Here is a 17,577-nt window from a genome sequence, read left to right as displayed (position 1 = left end):
CGCGTCGTCACGGCATCTGGCTCATGTCGTGGATCGGCATCATGTTGATGTTGAGATGATGCATGACCCACAGCGAGCCGGTCAACGCGATCACCACCATGATCACGGTGAAGATCATCGCCATCATGGTCCAGCCGTTCTCGGACCGCGTGTTCATGTGCAGGAAGTACACCATGTGCACGACGATCTGCACCGCGGCGAGCACCAGCACGATCAGCGCGGTGACCTGCTTGTCGGCGATGGCGCCGGTCATCACCAGCCAGAACGGCACCGCGGTGAGGACGACGGAGAGGCCGAAGCCGATCAGATAGCTCTTCAGCGAGCCGTGTGCAGCCCCGTGATGGGCCGCGCCGCCATGGTCATCATGGCCGTGACCGCCGGCATTGGCTTCGAGAGTGCGGGCTTCTGTTGTCATCGCAGCATTCCCAGGAGGTAGACGAAGGTGAAGACGCCGATCCAGACCACGTCGAGGAAGTGCCAGAACATGGAAAGACACATCAGCCGGCGCCGGTTGGCTTCGGTGAGGCCGAAGCGCGCGGTCTGCACCATCAGCGTCACCAGCCAGACCAGGCCGAAGGTGACGTGCAGGCCGTGGGTGCCGACCAGCGTGAAGAACGACGACAGGAAGGCGCTGCGCTGCGGCGTCGCGCCCTCATGGATCATGTGGGCGAACTCGGTGAGCTCGATGCCGAGGAAGGCGAGGCCGAACAGCCCGGTGATGGCGAGCCAGGCCTGCGTCGCGCCGATCCTCGATTTCTCCATCGTCAGCATGGCAAAACCATATGTGATCGAGGAGAGCAGCAGCATCGTGGTGTTGAGCGCCACGAGCTTGAGGTCGAACAGATCCTTCGGCGCCGGGCCGGCGGCATAGTTGCCGCCGAGCACGCCATAAGTCGCGAACAGCATCGCGAAGATGAGGCAGTCGCTCATCAGGTAGATCCAGAAGCCCAGCATGGTGCTGGCGCCCTCCGGATGCGCGTGCTCGTCGATGACGTGGAAGACCGGTTCGGAGCCTTGTGTGGAGACGGTAGCAACGGTCATGTCTGGGCTCCCGCGGCGAGAACGCGCGTCCGCGCGTCTTCGGTCCGCACCACCTCATCCGCCGGGATGTGGAAGTCGCGGTGATAGTTGAAGGTGTGGCCGATCGCGACCGCGAGCAGCGCAATGAAGCTGACGGCGGCAAGCCACCAGATGTACCAGATCAGGCCGAATCCCATCACCGTCGCGAGGGCAGCGAGGATGACGCCGGTGCCGGTGTTGGACGGCATGTGGATCGGCTTGAAGCCGGTCAGCGGCCGCCTGTAGCCGCGGCGCTTCATGTCCCACCAGGCATCGTTGTCGTAGACCACCGGTGTGAAGGCGAAGTTGTAGTCCGGCGGCGGCGACGAGGTCGCCCATTCCAGCGTGCGCGCATCCCAGGGGTCGCCGGTGGTGTCCGTCAGCTGCTCGCGGCGCAGGATGCTCACCGCGAACTGCACCAGCATCGCGCCGATGCCGAGCAGGATCAGGAAGGCGCCGAAGGCCGCAATGACGAACCAGATCTGCAGGGATGGATCGTCGAACACGCGGAGCCGGCGGGTCACGCCCATCAGGCCGAGCACATAGAGCGGCATGAAGGCGAAGTAGAAACCCGAGACCCAGAACCAGAACGACAGCTTGCCCCAGAACGGATCGAGCCTGAAGCCGAACGCCTTCGGGAACCAGTAGTTGATGCCGGCGAACAGGCCGAACAGCACGCCGCCGATGATCACGTTGTGGAAATGCGCGATCAGGAACAGGCTGTTATGCAGCACGAAATCGGCCGGCGGCACTGCGAGCAGCACGCCGGTCATGCCGCCGATCACGAAGGTCAGCATGAACGCCACCGTCCACATCATCGGCAGCTCGAAGCGAATGCGGCCGCGATACATCGTGAACAGCCAGTTGAACATCTTCGCGCCCGTCGGGATCGAGATGATCATGGTGGTGATGCCGAAGAACGAGTTGACGCTGGCGCCAGAGCCCATCGTGAAGAAGTGATGCAGCCAGACCAGATAGGACAGGATGGTGATGACGACCGTGGCATAGACCATCGAGGTGTAGCCGAACAGCCGCTTGCCGGAGAACGTCGCGGTCACCTCGGAGAAGATGCCGAACGCCGGCAGCACCAGGATGTAGACCTCGGGATGGCCCCAGATCCAGATCAGGTTCACGTACATCATCGGGTTGCCGCCGAAGTCGTTCGTGAAGAAGTTGGTGCCGACGTAGCGGTCGAGCGACAGCAGCGCCAGCACCGCTGTCAGCACCGGGAAGGAGGCGACGATCAGGACGTTGGTGCAGAGCGAGGTCCAGGTGAACACCGGCATCTTCATCATCGTCATGCCCGGCGCGCGCAGCTTGACGATGGTGCAGACCAGGTTGATGCCTGATAGCGTCGTGCCGACGCCGGCGACCTGCAGTCCCCATATGTAATAATCGACGCCGACGTCGGGACTGTAGCCGATGTTCGACAGCGGCGGGTAGGCGAGCCAGCCGGTTCGGGCGAATTCGCCGACGAACAGCGACATCATCACCAGCACGGCGCCGCCGACCGTCATCCAGAAGCTGAAATTGTTGAGAAAGGGGAAGGAGACGTCGCGGGCGCCGATCTGCAGCGGCACCACGTAGTTCATCAGGCCGGTGACCAGCGGCATCGCCACGAAGAAGATCATGATCACGCCGTGCGCGGTGAAGACCTGGTCGTAGTGATGGGCCGGGAGGTAGCCGTCGGAGCCGTTGAAGGCGATCGCCTGCTGCAGGCGCATCATCAGCGCGTCCGCGAAGCCGCGCAGCAGCATCACGATGCCGAGGATCATGTACATGATGCCGATGCGCTTGTGGTCGACGGTGGTGAACCACTCGCGCCACAGATAGGTCCAGAGCCGGAAGTAGGTGACGATCGCGAACAGCGCGAGGCCGCCGGTCGCGACCACCGCGAAAGTGCCGACCAGGATCGGCTCGTGCAGCGGCAGCGCGTCCAGATTGAGGCGGCCGAAGATCATCTTGATGAGATCGGGATTCATGCGGCGCTCCTCAGGAGTCTGATTTCGGGCGCTGGCCGAGCAGCAAGGATGTCGATGACGGATGGACGGGCGAGAATGGCGGGCGCTTCAGCCCGACACCGCGCAGCGGCGTCAAGTCGAGCGGCGCGAGCACGTCGCGCGACGGCGCGTCCTTGATCTCGTCCATCGAGCAGATGCCGGCGACGAAGGTCGGTGAGGCGCCGAGCGGCGCGCCGCGGCGGGCGTATTTGTCGTAGGTGAGCGGCAGCGTGTTGTTGAGGCCTTCGCGGCCGAGGCCGCCCTTGGCGTCGATCGCCATCATCTCGCTCATGCACATCTTGCCGGGCTCGACGCACATGTTGAGGATCGCCTTGTAGAGATCGCGATCGACCGAGCGGTAGAGCCGGACCGGATCGTTCTGGCTCGGACGCTCGAGCTGCAGATAATCGGTGCGGCCGAGCATGTTGCCGCTGGCCCTGGCGGTGCCCATCCACTTGTCGAAATCGGCGCTCGGGAGGCTCTTGAACTCGAAGTGCATTCCGGAGAAGCCGGCGCCGCTGTAATTGGCGGAGAAGCCTCTGTACGTGCCTTCCTTGTTGGCGACCGCGTGCAGCTTGGTCTCCATGCCGGGCATGGCGTAGATCTGGCCGGCAAGGGCGGGGATGTAGAACGAGTTCATCACGGAGGAGGCCGTGATGCGGAAGCGGATCGGGCGGTCGACGGGCGCTGCGAACTCATTGACGGCGGCGACGCCGTAGTCCGGGTAGATGAACAGCCACTTCCAGTCGAGTGCGACCACCTCGACATTGAGCGGGGCGTCCTTGCTCTCGATCGGCTTGTCGGCGGCGATGCGGCCGAGCGAGCGGTAAGGATCGAGCAGATGCGTGCCCATCCAGGTCAGCGCACCCAGGCAGATGATGATCAGGAGCGGCGCCGACCAGATCACGAGCTCGAGCTGGGTGGAGTGATCCCACTCCGGCTCATAGGGAGCCGCGGTATTGGATTGGCGGTAGCGCCAGGCGAAGAAGACGGTCAGCGCCATCACCGGAAGCACGATGATGAGCATCAGCACGGTGGAGATCACGACCAGGTCGCGCTGCTGGATGGCGACGTCGCCGGCAGGGGCCAGGACGACGAAATCGCACCCGCCAAGGAGCGCCGCGAACGGCAATAAGGCCAATAATTTCAAGGCGCGCACGGCTCACCCCACTTGAATTTTATGAGTTCCGCCAAGGGGTAGCTGCGATGCAGCAAAGTTGACATTGGACAATTTGTCCAATGTTGCACTGCGGGATAGGAGGTCAGAAGGTGAGATGGACCGCGTGGCAAAGGCTGCCCGTGGCCTCATCTCTAGTCTGAGCAAGATCTGTCCGGAAAACCGGTTTCCACGTTTCCGGATCAGGCTCCAAAGGACGGTTCTCCGGCGATGGCACAGGCCCCAGCAATGGCTCACGGCACCCCGACCGCGTCAGGTCACGGGCAGGCGAAACCCGGCGAAATCGCCATCGGCGTCATCATCGGGCGCACGTCGGAATTCTTCGACTTCTTCGTCTACGCGATCGCCTCGGTGATCGTTTTTCCGAAGCTGGTGTTCCCGTTCGTCAATGAACTGACCGGCACGCTCTATTCATTCGGGATCTTCGCGCTGGCCTTCGCCGCGCGGCCGCTCGGCACGGTCATCTTCATGGCGGTCGACCGCCGCCACGGCAAGGGCGCCAAGCTCGTCATCGCGCTGTTCCTGCTCGGCACCGCCACGGTCGCGCTCGCCTTCCTGCCCGGCTACGACACGATCGGCGTCGCGGCGATCTGGCTGCTCGCCGCCGCGCGCGTCCTGCAGGGCATCGCCTGGGGCGGCGCGTGGGACGGCCTCGCCTCGCTGCTCGCGATGAACTCGCCGGCGAATCGCCGCGGCTGGTACGCGATGGTGCCGCAGCTCGGCGCGCCGCTCGGCCTGATCGTGGCGAGCGCGCTGTTCGCGTTCTTCGCCGGCAACCTTTCGGCGGATGACTTCTTCGATTGGGGCTGGCGCTATCCGTTCTTCGTCGCCTTCGCCATCAACGTGGTGGCGCTGTTCGCGCGGCTGCGCATGGTGGCGACCGATGAATATTCCGAGCTGTTCGAAAGCCGCGACCTCGAGCCGGCGCGCGTCGGCGAGACGGTGGCGCAGGAGGGCCGCAACATCCTGCTCGGCGCCTTTGCGCCGCTGGCGAGCTTTGCGCTGTTCCACATGGTCACGGTGTTTCCGCTGTCCTGGGTGTTCCTGTTCACGAGGGAAAGCCCGGTGCGCTTCCTGATCATCGAGATGATCGGCGCCATGGTCGGCGTCGTCGCGATCATCGCTTCCGGCATGATCGCCGACCGCGTCGGGCGCAAGCCGTTGCTGCTGGGGTCCGCGATCGCGATCGCGGTCTATAGCGGCTTTGCCCCGCAGCTGCTCGACGCCGGTGCGTTCGGCGAGACGATCTACATGGTGCTCGGCTTCGTGCTGCTCGGGCTGTCGTTCGGGCAGTCGTCCGGCGCGATCGCCTCGAACTTCGCGCGGACCTATCGCTACACCGCCTCGGCGCTGACCTCGGATTTCGCCTGGCTGTTCGGCGCCGGCTTTGCGCCGCTCGCCGCGCTGCTGCTGGCGACGCATTTCGGCCTGATCTCGGCCGGCGCGTATCTGTTGTCGGGCGCGGTGTGGACGCTGCTCGCGCTTTGGCTGAGCGGCCTGCGCGAAGCCGAAGTCAATTAGTCACGCGGCCCTATCTGCTCTTTCCCCCTGAAAGGGGGAAGGTCGGGATGGGGGACCAGCCACACGCACCAGCGCGCGTGGAGAGAGCAGATCCCCACCCGCTTTGCTCTGGCGAGCAAAGCGACCTCCCCTTTCCAAGGGGAGGTGAACTACCGAAACAGCCCGTCGACGCGGAACGAATACCCCAGGCCGACGATGGTGTTCGGCGAGTTGCGGTTGAGCCCGAACGCGATGTGGAGATCGAGCTGCTGGGTCGGCGTGATCCGGTAGAGGCCGCCGGAATTGATCAGCTGGGTCGGCCGCGCGCCGTCGGGATAGTCGCCGACATATTCGGTGAACACGCTGATCCGCTCGGTCAATTTCTTCTCGATCACGAAGGTCGCTTCCGACAAGTGCCGACCGGTCAGCTCGGCCGGGCGGAAGAATTCCGTGAACATGCCGCTGACGCCCCAGCCGTCATGCAGCTCCCATGACCATGGCAGCTGGATGTAGGGCTGCGCGCCGCGCCCGGCGATGGCGGCCGCGCCGGTCGGCAGCGCGACGCCGGCGGTGATCGACAGGTCGATCTTTCCCGGCACCGGGCTGATCTGCCATTTCAGCCCGGGTGCGACGTCGGAAAAGCCCGCAGCGCCCGGCGATCTCATCGTGCCGGTATAGCTCGGCGGGTCGATCAGGACTTCGAGGCAGGGCGCGATGCCGAGCCGCCAGCGGCTGTTGCTGCCGTCGATGCTGCGGCCACTGTTGCGGCCGGTGAGGTTGATGCCGTTTTCGCTCTGCAGGCTCCCGACCGGCACGACGATACTCGAATTGGTGACGTCGGGCCGGTCGGTCGCAATTTCGTCGCTCGGCTTGGGACAGCCGTCCGCGCGCGCGGCGGTGGCTGCTGCGAGGGTGAACGCAACAAGCGCGCACCCAAGTTCGGCAAGTCGAGCGACGGCGCCGAACCGATTGTGAAACACTGGGGATGCTCCAAAAACCCGGCGCCGCTGCGGAGGTGGCAGCTAGGATAGTGATCGGCTGATGCCGCGGATATTCCTCGCGGGCGGAAAAAAAACTTCAACAAGAAGTGCGATTGTCGGCGGTCGATGCGGCCGGCGTCCAGCGCGATTGCGGGCGGACGGAATTTCGGGGAATAGAATGGCAGCCTGGCTGCTCCTGTTGTGGTGGCAAACAGGAGACCCCCGGGAATGACCATTCGTTCGATCGTCGGTGCCGTCGCGCCGCGGCACGCCAAGATCGCCGCGATGGCGGCGATTGCGATCTTGCTCGCCGTCAACAGCGCCCGCGCGGCGGGTGATCCGGCGCGCGGCGCCACGCTGTACCAGGGCTGCGGCGACTGCCATTCGATCGACAAGAACGACGTCGGTCCGATGCACAAGGGGGTGGTGGGCCGCCTTGCCGGCTCGGTCGCGGGTTACAATTACTCGCCGGCGTTGAAAAACTCGAAGATCGTATGGACCGAGGCCAATCTCGACAAATGGCTCACCGGTCCGGATGCGATGGTTCCCGGCACCAAGATGTTCTACGAGGTTCAGGATCCGAAGGATCGCGCCGACATCATCGCCTTCCTCAAGGAGAAGGCGAAGTAGGGCGCCAAGCTTCTCCACCCGTCGTCCCGGCGAAAGCCGGGACCCATTACCACCATAGGTGATTGTTGGAAGCGGCTGGGGCCACAGCGCGCTCGAACAACGCTGCCCCGTGGTTATGGGTCCCGGCTTTCGCCGGGACGACGGCGGTAGTGAGGCGCGAGCGGGGCGGCTTCCCGTCGTCAATCCACCACGATCTTGACGCGGTCGCGCGGCTTCACCTGGGCGTGGGCGTCGAGGCCGTTGAGCACGCGGAAGCGCTCGGCCGGATGATCGACGCCGGCCATGCGGTGCGACAGCGATTCCACGGTGTCGCCGGGCTGCACGTTGATCACCTTAATGCGCAGCGGGCGCGCGGCCTGGATCTCGTCGAGCGTCAGGCGGCGGAACGAGTTGACGGTCTCGCGCGCGTTGCGTTCGCTCTCGGTGGATTTCTGCTTGGCGGCGAAGATGAAACGGTAGACGTCGCTGCCGAAGCGCAGCGCGTAGACCTTGAACTGCCACTGGTCGCCATGCGCGGTGGCCGATGCCGCCGGAAAGCCGTTGATGTTGAGGTCCTCGGTCGAGGATTTCTCGACGCCTTCCATCCAGCCGGAATTCAGATAGTCGCCGAGCGACTGCTCGGCCGGCACCCGCACCACGTCGAAGCGCATCGCCTGGCTGCCGCCCTCGCGGACGCCGATCACCGCCTGCGCGGTGTTGTCGAGCGTGAAATTGTCGGGCGCGGTGAAGGTGAAGCCGAGTTTGGGATGCAGGAAGCGGCGGCCGCGCACAAAACCTTCGCTGGGGTCCTCGCCATAGACGATGTTGTCGACCGCGGCGAGATAGGTCTCGCGGTCGCGCTCGTTGCTCTCGGGCGATGAGTATTGCCGCGCGGTGGTCTGCGCATTGGCGATGCGCTCGGGCGTTGCCGGATGCGACGAGGTGAAGTCCTGCGCCCGCGGATCGAGCGCGGTCTTGCCGATCTTGAGCGCGGCATTGCGCTCCATCGCGGTCAGGAAGCGCGCCGCGCCGTAGGGATCGAAATGCGCGCGCGCGGCGATCCCGACGCCGATGCCGTCGGCCTCGAACTCCTGCTGTCGCGAGAAGCTCGCCAACGTCAGCTTGGTCTTGGCAAGCGCCAGCGCCGTGAGATCGGGATCGGTGCTCATGTCGGTGACGACGCGCGTCACCACCGCCGCCTGGCGCGCCTGGTCCTCGCGCATCGCGGCATGCTTGGCCAGCACATGCGCCATCTCGTGGCTCAGCACCGAGGAAAGCTCGGAAGTGTCGCTGGCGAGCGCGATCAGGCCGCGCGTGACGTAGAGCTGGCCGGTCGGCAGCGCGAAGGCGTTCACCGCGCCGGAATTGAGGATCGTGACCTTGTAGGCCTGGTCGGGCCGTTCGGACGCGGCGACCAGCCGGTCGACGGTCTTGCCGATCAGCGCCTCGAGCTTCGGGTCGTCATAGGCGCCGCCATAGGACGACAGGATGCGCTCATGCTCGCGCTCGCTGTTCGGCGTCTGCTGCACCACGCGGTTAGGCTTCACCGGCGCCGCCGCCGCGGTCGGCGCGACCTGCTCGAACCGGCCGACATTGCCGCAGGCCGACAGCGTCAGGGCCGCGCAGACGAGCGCCAGCGCAGCCGAAAGCCGGCGGCCAGTTCCATCTTCACGCCGTCCAGCGCGCTCAATCACGTCAAAAACCCACAAATTGTCCCGTAATCGGCCAGGCCGTGGCCTGTGGGCCCCTAATTGCCGCCGAGTACTTCAATCTGCCCCACCCGGAGCAATTCGATTCGCGGCCCACGTCGCGCTTCCACCCAGCCTCGCACTCGAATCCTACGATTTTCCAGAGACTTGGGTACAAGCCCGGCCGCCTCAAACGCAGGGACTATGCGCCTTGAAATAGTCAGAGCAAAGTCCCGTGTCCAGTTTCGGCCGAAATTCAGGTAGGTCGTCGCCCCCGCCTGACGCACGGACAAAACCCTGCCCTCGACGACGGTAAAGCGCCCGATCCGGGCCAAAATATCGTCCGGACTTTCAGCGTTTTTTATGACCGTGGCCTCGGCCCAGGTTCCCGATCGGGCGGCCCGCGCCTCGGCCTCCGCCGCCATCAGCGTACTGACACAGTCCCTGTCGGCGATCTCGGACGACACCAGCGCGAGGCCCTGGCGCAGCAACTCGCTTTGTACGGGATGCTCGCTGCCTTCGAGGAATGCGTAGGCCGGCTGCCGGCCGTAGCGGTCCGGCGTGTCGTCCTGTCCGCGCAGCGTCACCGCGCGTCCGACCAGCAGCGCCGACAGTACTGTGGTGGCCTTCGCCCGGTCCGCCACCTCGATGCCGGCGAGCTTGACCTCGCGGCCGTCGTCCAGCCGCAGGCTGCGCGCATCGACCACAGCGGCGACGCGACCTTCGCCCTGAATCTCGAAATTGCATCCACCCGCTTCGGCACGTCCGATGCACGCGACGATCGCGAGCGCGTACGCCGTCATCGCCACCGCCCGCGGACGGCGTTGCCATGCTCTATCGCGTAGAGGCGTCATGCCGCACTCGTCATTTCGGCGCGCTCCGTTCGGAGCGGGGTCGCCAACGAGGACAGTCTGACGGAAAGATCGCCTCCGAGCCACAAGCGAAGCGAGACCAACTCCGGCGCAGGCGCGTCATTCCGCTTAGCGGAAAACAGATTGCTGCCGCAGCGGCTTGCTGCAGTGCGGGCCATGCGGCATGATCCGGCCCTCGAAACGGACCTGATGGAATGAGGTCCGCATCTCAAGGGAGGGTTTGAATGAGACGGGTTTTGGCCGGCGTGTTGGCCTGTGTGTTTGCGATCTCGGCGAATGCGTCGCTGGCGCAGGACAAGCCTCCGCTGAAGCTCGGCGGCATCCTCGATATGTCGAGTCTCTATGCCGACATCACCGGTTCGGGCAGCGAGACCGCCGCCAAGATGGCGGTGGAGGATTTCGGCGGCACGGTGCTCGGCCGCAAGGTCGAGATCGTGGTCGGCGACCATCTCAACAAGGCCGACCTTGCCGCCAATATCGCCCGCGACATGATCGACAACCAGGGCGTCGACATGATCTTTGACGTCGCGGCGTCCGCGACTGCGCTCGCCGCCGGCGAGATCGCCAAGGCGCGCGGCAAGATCATCATGTTCAACGGCCCGGGCTCGATCCGCCTCTCCAACGAGGCCTGTGGCCCCTATACCGTGCACTACGTGTTCGACACTTTTGCGCAGGCCAATGTGACCGGCCTTGCCGCGGTGAAATCCGGCCTCGACACCTGGTTCTTCCTGACCGCGGACTATGCGTTCGGCCAGGACCTGGAAAAGGACACCAGCAATGTCGTGGTGAAGTCGGGCGGCAAGGTGCTCGGCAGCGTGCGGCACCCGATCAATACCTCGGACTTCTCCTCCTTCCTGCTGCAGGCCCAGGCCTCCAAGGCCAAGGTGATCGGGCTCGCCAATGCCGGCGGCGACACCATCAACGCGATCAAGCAGGGCGCCGAGTTCGGCATCACCAAGGGCGGCCAGAAGATCTCGCCGCTGCTCGCTTTCGTGACCGATATCGACAGCGTCGGGCTCGAGACCGCGCAGGGGCTGCTGCTCGCGGAAGCGTTCTATTGGGACCTCAATGACGACACCCGCGCCTTCACCAAGCGCTTCATGGAGCGCACCAAGCGGGTGCCGACCTCGGCCCAGGCCGGCGTCTACTCCTCCGTGACGCACTATCTGAAGGCGGTGAAGGCCGCCGGCACTACGGACGCGGCCGCCGTCATGAAGGTGATGAAGGAAACTCCGATCAACGACATGTTCGCCAAGAACGGAAAGATTCGCGAAGACGGCCGCATGGTGCACGACATGTACCTGTTCGAGGTCAAGAAGCCTTCGGAGTCGAAAGGCCGCTGGGACGACTACAAGCTGCTCGCGACCGTGCCGGGCGACCAGGCGTTCCAGCCGCTGTCGGAGTCGCGCTGCCCGCTGGTGAAGAAATGAGCAAGCCGTCCATGCCGTCATTGCGAGGAGCGATAGCGACGAAGCAATCCATCTAACCGCGCGTGTGGGAGAATGGATTGCTTCGCTCCGCTCGCTATGACGGTGTGGACAAAGTTCGCGCGTAACCAACAACAACGAAAGGCAAAATGCCATGAGCGATAATCAGATGGTTCTCCAATCCCTCGACAAGGGGCTGCTCACCATCACCATGAACCGCCCGGATCGGCGCAATGCGCTCAATCCCGACATGACGCGCGGCCTGGTCGAGGCGGCGCGGCGTGCGCAGGACGATGCCGAGGTGCGTGCGGTGCTGATCCGGGGCGCCGGCGGCACCTTCTGCGTCGGCGGCGACGTCAAGTCGATGGCCGAAGGCCGCGCGCCGCTGCCGTTCGAGGCCAAGATGGCCAACCTGCGCCGCGGCATGGAGGTCTCGCGTATCCTGCACCAGATGCCGAAGCCGGTGGTGGCGCAGCTCGACGGCGCTGCGGCCGGCGCCGGGCTCTCGATCGCGCTGTCCTGCGATCTGCGCGTCGCCAGCGCGTCCTGCAAGATCACCACCGCCTTTGCCAAGGTCGGCTTCTCCGGCGACTATGGCGGCACCTATTTCCTGACCAAGATGCTCGGCAGCGCCAAGGCGCGCGAGCTCTACATGATGTCGCCGGTGCTGTCGGCGCAGGAAGCCTACAACCTCGGCATGGTCTCCAAGGTGGTGCCCGATGCCGACGTCGAGGCCGAGGCGCTGGAGCTGGCGCGCTCGCTGGCGCAGGGGCCGTCGGTGGCGCTCGGCTACATCAAGCGCAACATCAACAATGCCGAGACCATGACGCTCGAAGCCTGCTTCGACGGCGAGGCGATCCATCATACGCGTGCGGGCGAGACCACCGACCACAAGGAAGCGGCCAAGGCGTTCGTCGAGAAGCGCAAGCCCACCTTCCAGGGGCAATAAGCCGTGACCAATTCCATGGCCGAATACATGCGGCTGCGGCAGATCTGCCTGGTGGCGCCGCAGCTTGCGCCCGTGATCGCGGACATTTCCGCGATCATGGGCCTCGATGTCTGTTACCGCGACGGCAACGTCGCCAAATACGGCCTCGAGAACGCGCTGCTGCCGGTCGATACCATCCTCCTCGAGGTGGTTGCGCCGTTCCAGCCGGGTCCGGGCACCGCGGCCGGCCGCTTCATCGAGAAGACCGGCGGCCGCGGCGGCTATATGGCGATCTTCGCTTGCGAGGATCCCGACGCGCGCGGCGCGAAAGCCAATGCGATCGGCGTGCGCACCGCCAACGTGATCACGCACGCGCCCTACCACGGCGTGCAACTGCACCCGCGCGACTGCCGCTCCGCCTTCATCGAGTTCAACCACACCGACGGCAGCGACGACGCGTTGGGGCCATACCCACCGGCCGGCCCGGACTGGCAGAAGTCGATCCGCAAGGACACGACCCTGGCGCTGACCGAGGTCGAGATGCAGAGCCCGGAGCCCGAGGGGTTGGCGGCGCATTGGGGGAAGATCGTCGGCATTCCCGCTGCTGATGCCGTGGTGAAGCTGCCGAACGCGACCTTCCGTTTCGTCAAGGGCGACAGCGAGATCATGAGCGGCTTGACCTTTAAGGTAGCCGACAAGGCCAGGGTGCTGGATGCCGCGAAAGCCAGAGGCTGTGCGGTTGAGGGCGACGAGTTCCAGCTTTGCGGCGTGATGTTCAAGCTGACGGACTGATCTGTAGCCCGGATGCAGCGAAGCGAAATCCGGGGCCACTCCGTCCGCGGTTGGACCGCCCCCGGATTGCGCTCCGCTGCATCCGGGCTACGCATTCATTGTTCCGTCATCCTGAGGTGCGAGCGGAGCGAGCCTCGAAGGATGCACGGCCACCGACCGGGCCGTTCATCCTTCGAGACGCGCTACGCGCTCCTCAGGATGACGGGGAAAGATTGAGCGAGTGGCCGCTATCCAATATCGTGGCTGACAACAAGAACAATGGAACGCCCCATGCCGCATCCGCTCGAAACCTTCTTCGCCCCAAAGAGCATCGCGCTGATCGGCGCCTCGCGCGATCATGAGAAGATTCCCGGGCGGCTGCTCTCGATGTTGCGCAAGAACGGCTATCCGGGTGCGCTCTATCCGATCAATCCGAACTATGACGAGATCGACGGGCTGAAATGCTTCAAGTCGATCGCCGACGTCGGCGCGTCGATCGATCTTGCGGTCATCGTCATTCCGGCGCGCGCGGTGCTGCCGGCGCTGGAGCAGTGCGCGGCTGCCGGCGTCAGGAACGCGGTCATTATCTCGTCCGGCTTTGCCGAGGAGGGCGGTGACAGCGCAGCGATGCAGGACGCGATCGTGGCGCTGGCGAAGCGGACGGGGATGCGGATCAGTGGTCCGAACGCCGAAGGGTTTTACAGCCAGGTGCAGAAGGTCGCAGCGACCTTCAGCCCGACAGTCGACGTCAAGCCGGATGCACCTGCCTTGGCTGCGAGCCGGCGGCGGATCGGCATCGTCGCGCAGAGCGGCGGCATCGGCTTTGCGATCTATCACCGCGCCAAGGCGCTTGGTGTCGCGCTCAGCTATGTCGTGAGCGCCGGCAATGAGAGCGATCTCGGCGCCGGCGAATTCCTCGACTACATGGTGCAGGATCCCTCGACTGACGTGATCCTGCTGTTCATCGAGGGCATCCGCGACGTCGACAAGTTCCTGCTTGCAGCGAAGCGCGCGGCAGAGCTCAGGAAGCCCGTCATCGTAACCAAAGTGGGCCGCTCCGGCGCCGGCGAACGCGCGGCGGCCTCGCACACCGCGAGCATGGCCGGCTGGTCCGCGGCCTATGACGCGGTGTTTGCAAAGTATGGCTTCATCGTTTCCAACGATCTCGACGAGGCCGTGACGATTGCTGCCGTATTGACTACCAATCCGCTGCCGAAGGGCGACCGCGTCGCGGTGCTGACGGTGTCCGGCGGCGCCGGTATCTGGGGCGCCGATACCGTGTCGATGCAGGGCCTGCGTGTGCCGGAGCTGTCGGCTACGATCCAGAGCCAGATCAAGCAATGGATGCCGTCCTATAGCGCGGCGGGCAATCCGGTCGACGTCACCGCGCAGGGCGTCTCCTCCGGCGGCCTGCAGAAGAGCATCGAGCTGTTCGACGCCTCCGACGAGGTCGATGCGACCTTGGTCGTGTTGTCGCTGTCGAGCGAGACCCGGATGCCGTTCAAGGAAGCCGAACTGAAGCCGGTGATCTCAAGGCAGAACAAGCCGGTGGTGTTCTATTCCTACACGCTGCCGTCGCACTTCGCGCGGCAGGAGCTGGCCAAGTCGGGCGTGGTGGTGCTCTCGGGGCTGACCCATGTCGGCGTCGCGATGCGGCGGCTGGCGGACTATGCCAGCTTCAAGCCCGCGCCCGAGATCGCGGCATCTGCCTCGCAGATGCGCGATCTCTCTGCGCATCTCACGAAGACGTTGTCCGAACATGACAGCAAGGCGCTGCTGCGCGCCGCCGGCATCGCGCTGCCGGACGAGGTGCTGGTGACCGATCGCGACGGGCTCGACGCGGCGATCGAGCGGGCCGGATTTCCGCTTGTCATGAAGATCCAGTCGCCTGACATCGCGCACAAGAGCGAGGTCGGCGGCGTCCGCGTCAACATCGCCGCCAAGGGCGCGGCGTTCACGGCTTATCGCGACATGCTGGAGAGCGTGCAGCAGCAGCGGCCGGATGCTGCGATCCAGGGCGTGCTGGTCGGGCCGATGGCGAAGAAGGGCGTCGAGATCATCGTCGGCACCATGCTAGATGCCACGTTCGGGCCGATGGTGATGGTGGGACTCGGCGGCATCACGACCGAGCTGTTCAAGGACGTCGTCTACCGTCCGGCGCCGGTGAGCCCGGCTGAGGCGACCACGATGCTGCAGACGCTGAGGGCCGCGCCGCTGCTGCACGGCTTCCGCGGTGCGCCAAAGGCTGATGTCGCGGCGCTGGCGCGGTTGATCTCGCAGATCTCAGGGCTGGCGGCGCAGCATGCAGGCGAGATCGCGGAGATCGAGGTCAATCCGGTGCTGGTGCATCCGCAGGGGCAGGGCGTGACGATCGTCGATGCGCTGGTGGTGCCGAAAGGCTAGCTAGATATTCCCCAACGTCGTCCCGGGCTTGACCCGGGACCCATACGCCGCGGCCCGCGGAAAGGTCACAAGGGGAGCCGGCTTGTCTCGCCACTCGCATCGGTGGTTATGGGCTCCCGGCTTTCGCCGGGACGACCCGTGGAGAGACCGGCGCGAGGCCTCACCGCCCCTTGAAGTTCGCCACGCGGCGTTCGGCGGTGGCCTTGACGCCTTCCTTGAAGTCTTCGGTGGCGCGCAGTTTGGTCTGCTCGGCCAGCTCATGGTTGGTTGCGGCGAGCACGCGGTCGGCGAGGCCGGCGCGCATCGTGGCGCGGGTCGAGACCAGGCCGAGCGGTGAGCATTCGGCGATCTCCTGCGCGAGCTTCATCGCCTCGGCCCGCACCTGGTCCTGCGGCACCAGCACGTTGGCGAGACCCCAGCGATAGGCTTCCTCGCCGGTGACGCGGCGGCTGGTGTAGAACATCAGCTCCGCATTGTTCTTGCCGATCAGTTCGGGAAGCGTGGTGGTCAGGCCGAAGCCCGGGTGGAAGCCGAGCTTGGTGAAATTCGCCGCGAAACGCGCCTCGGGGCAGGCGACGCGGAAGTCAGCGGAGACGGCAAGGCCAAGGCCACCGCCGATCGCGGCTCCATGGATCGCCGCGACGATCGGCTTCTTGTTGCGGAAGATGCGTACCGCCTGAACATAGAGATGGTTGATCGGTAGGTTCGAGGCCGGATCGCTCTTGGACCGCTCCTCCTGCTCCTGGCGGGCCGGGTCGCCGAAATTGGCACCGGCGCAGAACGCCTTGCCTTGGGCCGCGAGCACCGAGGCGCGGATCTCGATATTGTTGTCGAACTCCTCCAGCGCGTCGGCGATCTGATTGATCAGCGCGACGTCGAAGAAGTTCAGCGGCGGTTTGCGAATTTCGATCAGGCCGACATGGCCGTGGGTTTCGACGCCGATATCAGTATACTTTGTCATGTTCTGTCCTCGTTGAATTAGTGCAGGCCAGCCCGCGCGGCTAGCGCAAACCAAGGCCCCGGGCGATGATGCCGCGCAGCACTTCGGTGGTGCCGCCCTGGATCGTCAGCTTGGGCGCGGTCTTGATGGCGAAATCGAGCTGCTTTTCCAGCGTCTCGCGGTTGGTCGCGGTCTCCTCGACGAACGCTGCGAGATCGCGGACGCGATGCGGCAGCTGCTGCTCCCACACTGTGCCGATGTCCTTGACGATGGAGGCCTCCACCACCGGCTCCTTGCCGGCCTGAAGCATGCCGGCGACCGACACCGACATGCGGCGCATGGTGTGCACCTGCGCCACCAGCCGGCCGATGCCTTCGGCACTGCGGGTGTCCGGGTTCTTGCCGACCGCGCGCACCAGCTCGGTGAGTACGTAGTACGTTTCGAGGAAGCGCTCGGGACCGGAGCGCTCATAGGCGAGTTCGGACGTCGCCTGCTTCCAGGCGCCGTCGACCTCGCCCAGCACGTGATCGTCGGGCACGAAGTAATCGGTGAACACCACCTCGTTGAACTCGAACTGGCCGGTGATCTGGCCGATCGGATTCACTTGGATACCCGGCTGCTTCATCTTGACCAGGAACTGGGTCAGGCCGTGGCGGCGGTTTTCCTTGGTCGGCGGCGAGGTGCGGAAGATCGCGATCATGTAGTCGGCGATGTGCGCCGACGAGGTCCAGATCTTGGTGCCGTTGATGAGATAGCCGCCGTCGGTCTTGGTGGCGCGGGTCTTCGCCGCGAACAGGTCGGAGCCGGAGTTCGGCTCGCTCATGCCGATCGCGAAGCAGACCTCGCCGCGGCAGATGCGCGGCAGGATATCCATCTTGATGTGCTCGGGCGCGTATTTCAGAAGCACCGGTCCGCTCTGGCGGTCGGCGACGAAGAAGCGTCGGGTCGGCGCGTTCGCCACCCGCATCTCCTCGGTCACCACATAGCGCTCGAGGAACGAGCGTTCCTGACCGCCATATTTCTTCGGCCAGGTCATGCCGAGCCAGCCCTTGGCGCCGACGCGGCGGGAGAATTCGGGCGCGTCATTGTCCTCGCGGTTGGGCGCGTAGGGATCGAAGGTGCCGGCGGCGATTTCCTCGGCGAGGAAGGCGCGCACTTCCTTGCGGAGCTGCTCGCATTTCTCCGGCAGGCGGATCGGATCGAAACGAAGGGCTGCGGTCATG

The 17,577-nt window shown here is 65.0% G+C and carries 15 protein-coding genes; 6 read left to right on the top strand and 9 right to left on the bottom strand.

The features are described 5' to 3' along the window. Positions 1-7 precede the first annotated feature (7 nt). Genes cyoD through cyoA form a run of 4 tightly spaced genes read right to left on the bottom strand, consistent with a single transcriptional unit; the run spans position 8 to position 4,218 of the window. A complete protein-coding gene (gene cyoD, locus HAP47_RS39315) occupies positions 8-415 on the bottom strand; it encodes a cytochrome o ubiquinol oxidase subunit IV (RefSeq protein ID WP_173640166.1) in 408 nt (135 codons plus the stop codon). After that, complete coding sequence (cyoC, locus tag HAP47_RS39310; protein ID WP_173640167.1) at positions 412-1,041, bottom strand: cytochrome o ubiquinol oxidase subunit III; 630 nt, start codon at positions 1,039-1,041, stop codon at positions 412-414. Before cyoC ends, cyoD begins: the two co-directional genes overlap by 4 nt. After that, complete coding sequence (cyoB, locus tag HAP47_RS39305; protein ID WP_173640168.1) at positions 1,038-3,041, bottom strand: cytochrome o ubiquinol oxidase subunit I; 2,004 nt, start codon at positions 3,039-3,041, stop codon at positions 1,038-1,040. Before cyoB ends, cyoC begins: the two co-directional genes overlap by 4 nt. 10 nt (positions 3,042-3,051) lie before the next feature. Next, positions 3,052-4,218: a ubiquinol oxidase subunit II gene (gene cyoA / locus HAP47_RS39300; RefSeq protein WP_173640169.1), complete on the bottom strand. Its 1,167-nt coding sequence runs from the start codon at positions 4,216-4,218 to the stop codon at positions 3,052-3,054. Positions 4,219-4,464: 246 nt separating this feature from the next. Here cyoA and HAP47_RS39295 point away from each other — a divergent pair, with 246 nt between their 5' ends. Then, entirely contained in the window at positions 4,465-5,757 is a 1,293-nt protein-coding gene (locus HAP47_RS39295; protein WP_173640170.1) for an MFS transporter, read from the top strand. Between the two features lie 149 nt (positions 5,758-5,906). Here the strand turns inward: HAP47_RS39295 and HAP47_RS39290 are convergent, their stop codons facing one another. Then, entirely contained in the window at positions 5,907-6,716 is an 810-nt protein-coding gene (locus tag HAP47_RS39290) for a transporter (RefSeq protein WP_173640171.1), read from the bottom strand. Between the two features lie 228 nt (positions 6,717-6,944). On the opposite strand from HAP47_RS39290, the gene HAP47_RS39285 reads away from it, so the two are divergent. After that, entirely contained in the window at positions 6,945-7,346 is a 402-nt protein-coding gene (locus tag HAP47_RS39285) for a c-type cytochrome (protein WP_173640172.1), read from the top strand. Between the two features lie 179 nt (positions 7,347-7,525). Here HAP47_RS39285 and HAP47_RS39280 read toward each other — a convergent pair whose 3' ends face one another. Both HAP47_RS39280 and HAP47_RS39275 read right to left on the bottom strand, forming a co-directional pair. Continuing rightward, positions 7,526-9,019 carry a M48 family metalloprotease gene (locus HAP47_RS39280; protein ID WP_173640173.1) on the bottom strand — a complete coding sequence of 498 codons (1,494 nt, stop codon included), beginning with the start codon at positions 9,017-9,019 and terminating at the stop codon, positions 7,526-7,528. Between the two features lie 53 nt (positions 9,020-9,072). After that, positions 9,073-9,816 (bottom strand): thermonuclease family protein, encoded by a 744-nt coding sequence (locus HAP47_RS39275; RefSeq protein WP_173640174.1) that lies wholly within the window; start codon positions 9,814-9,816, stop codon positions 9,073-9,075. A gap of 293 nt (positions 9,817-10,109) precedes the next feature. Here HAP47_RS39275 and HAP47_RS39270 point away from each other — a divergent pair, with 293 nt between their 5' ends. The 4 genes from HAP47_RS39270 to HAP47_RS39255 all read left to right on the top strand — a co-directional run bounded on the left by HAP47_RS39270 (position 10,110) and on the right by HAP47_RS39255 (position 15,414). After that, positions 10,110-11,315, top strand: coding sequence for an ABC transporter substrate-binding protein (locus HAP47_RS39270; RefSeq protein ID WP_173640175.1), 1,206 nt, complete (start codon positions 10,110-10,112; stop codon positions 11,313-11,315). 151 nt (positions 11,316-11,466) lie between these two features. Next, positions 11,467-12,261 carry an enoyl-CoA hydratase gene (locus HAP47_RS39265; protein WP_173640176.1) on the top strand — a complete coding sequence of 265 codons (795 nt, stop codon included), beginning with the start codon at positions 11,467-11,469 and terminating at the stop codon, positions 12,259-12,261. Between the two features lie 15 nt (positions 12,262-12,276). Further along, positions 12,277-13,032 (top strand): hypothetical protein, encoded by a 756-nt coding sequence (locus tag HAP47_RS39260; protein ID WP_173640739.1) that lies wholly within the window; start codon positions 12,277-12,279, stop codon positions 13,030-13,032. Positions 13,033-13,302: 270 nt separating this feature from the next. Continuing rightward, positions 13,303-15,414, top strand: coding sequence for an acetate--CoA ligase family protein (locus HAP47_RS39255; protein ID WP_173640177.1), 2,112 nt, complete (start codon positions 13,303-13,305; stop codon positions 15,412-15,414). A gap of 160 nt (positions 15,415-15,574) precedes the next feature. Here the strand turns inward: HAP47_RS39255 and HAP47_RS39250 are convergent, their stop codons facing one another. Together HAP47_RS39250 and HAP47_RS39245 are read right to left on the bottom strand one after the other, a co-directional pair. Next, positions 15,575-16,375, bottom strand: coding sequence for an enoyl-CoA hydratase/isomerase family protein (locus tag HAP47_RS39250; protein WP_173640178.1), 801 nt, complete (start codon positions 16,373-16,375; stop codon positions 15,575-15,577). Positions 16,376-16,415: 40 nt separating this feature from the next. Next, positions 16,416-17,576: an acyl-CoA dehydrogenase family protein gene (locus tag HAP47_RS39245; protein ID WP_097671039.1), complete on the bottom strand. Its 1,161-nt coding sequence runs from the start codon at positions 17,574-17,576 to the stop codon at positions 16,416-16,418. Position 17,577 lies beyond the last annotated feature (1 nt).

It is taken from the genome of Bradyrhizobium sp. 41S5 (assembly GCF_011516665.3).
GTDB lineage: Bacteria > Pseudomonadota > Alphaproteobacteria > Rhizobiales > Xanthobacteraceae > Bradyrhizobium > Bradyrhizobium quebecense.
Note: the sequence above shows the minus strand (reverse complement) of the source record. Positions and strands in the feature narration are given on the sequence as shown.

Coding starts and splice junctions, on each gene's coding strand:
- cyoD (WP_173640166.1), bottom strand. CDS start 415: ATGACAACAGAAGCCCGCACTCTCGAAGCCAATGCCGGCGGTCACGGC.
- cyoC (WP_173640167.1), bottom strand. CDS start 1,041: ATGACCGTTGCTACCGTCTCCACACAAGGCTCCGAACCGGTCTTCCAC.
- cyoB (WP_173640168.1), bottom strand. CDS start 3,041: ATGAATCCCGATCTCATCAAGATGATCTTCGGCCGCCTCAATCTGGAC.
- HAP47_RS39295 (WP_173640170.1), top strand. CDS start 4,465: ATGGCTCACGGCACCCCGACCGCGTCAGGTCACGGGCAGGCGAAACCC.
- HAP47_RS39285 (WP_173640172.1), top strand. CDS start 6,945: ATGACCATTCGTTCGATCGTCGGTGCCGTCGCGCCGCGGCACGCCAAG.
- HAP47_RS39275 (WP_173640174.1), bottom strand. CDS start 9,816: ATGACGGCGTACGCGCTCGCGATCGTCGCGTGCATCGGACGTGCCGAA.
- HAP47_RS39270 (WP_173640175.1), top strand. CDS start 10,110: ATGAGACGGGTTTTGGCCGGCGTGTTGGCCTGTGTGTTTGCGATCTCG.
- HAP47_RS39265 (WP_173640176.1), top strand. CDS start 11,467: ATGAGCGATAATCAGATGGTTCTCCAATCCCTCGACAAGGGGCTGCTC.
- HAP47_RS39260 (WP_173640739.1), top strand. CDS start 12,277: ATGGCCGAATACATGCGGCTGCGGCAGATCTGCCTGGTGGCGCCGCAG.
- HAP47_RS39255 (WP_173640177.1), top strand. CDS start 13,303: ATGCCGCATCCGCTCGAAACCTTCTTCGCCCCAAAGAGCATCGCGCTG.
- HAP47_RS39250 (WP_173640178.1), bottom strand. CDS start 16,375: ATGACAAAGTATACTGATATCGGCGTCGAAACCCACGGCCATGTCGGC.
- HAP47_RS39245 (WP_097671039.1), bottom strand. CDS start 17,576: ATGACCGCAGCCCTTCGTTTCGATCCGATCCGCCTGCCGGAGAAATGC.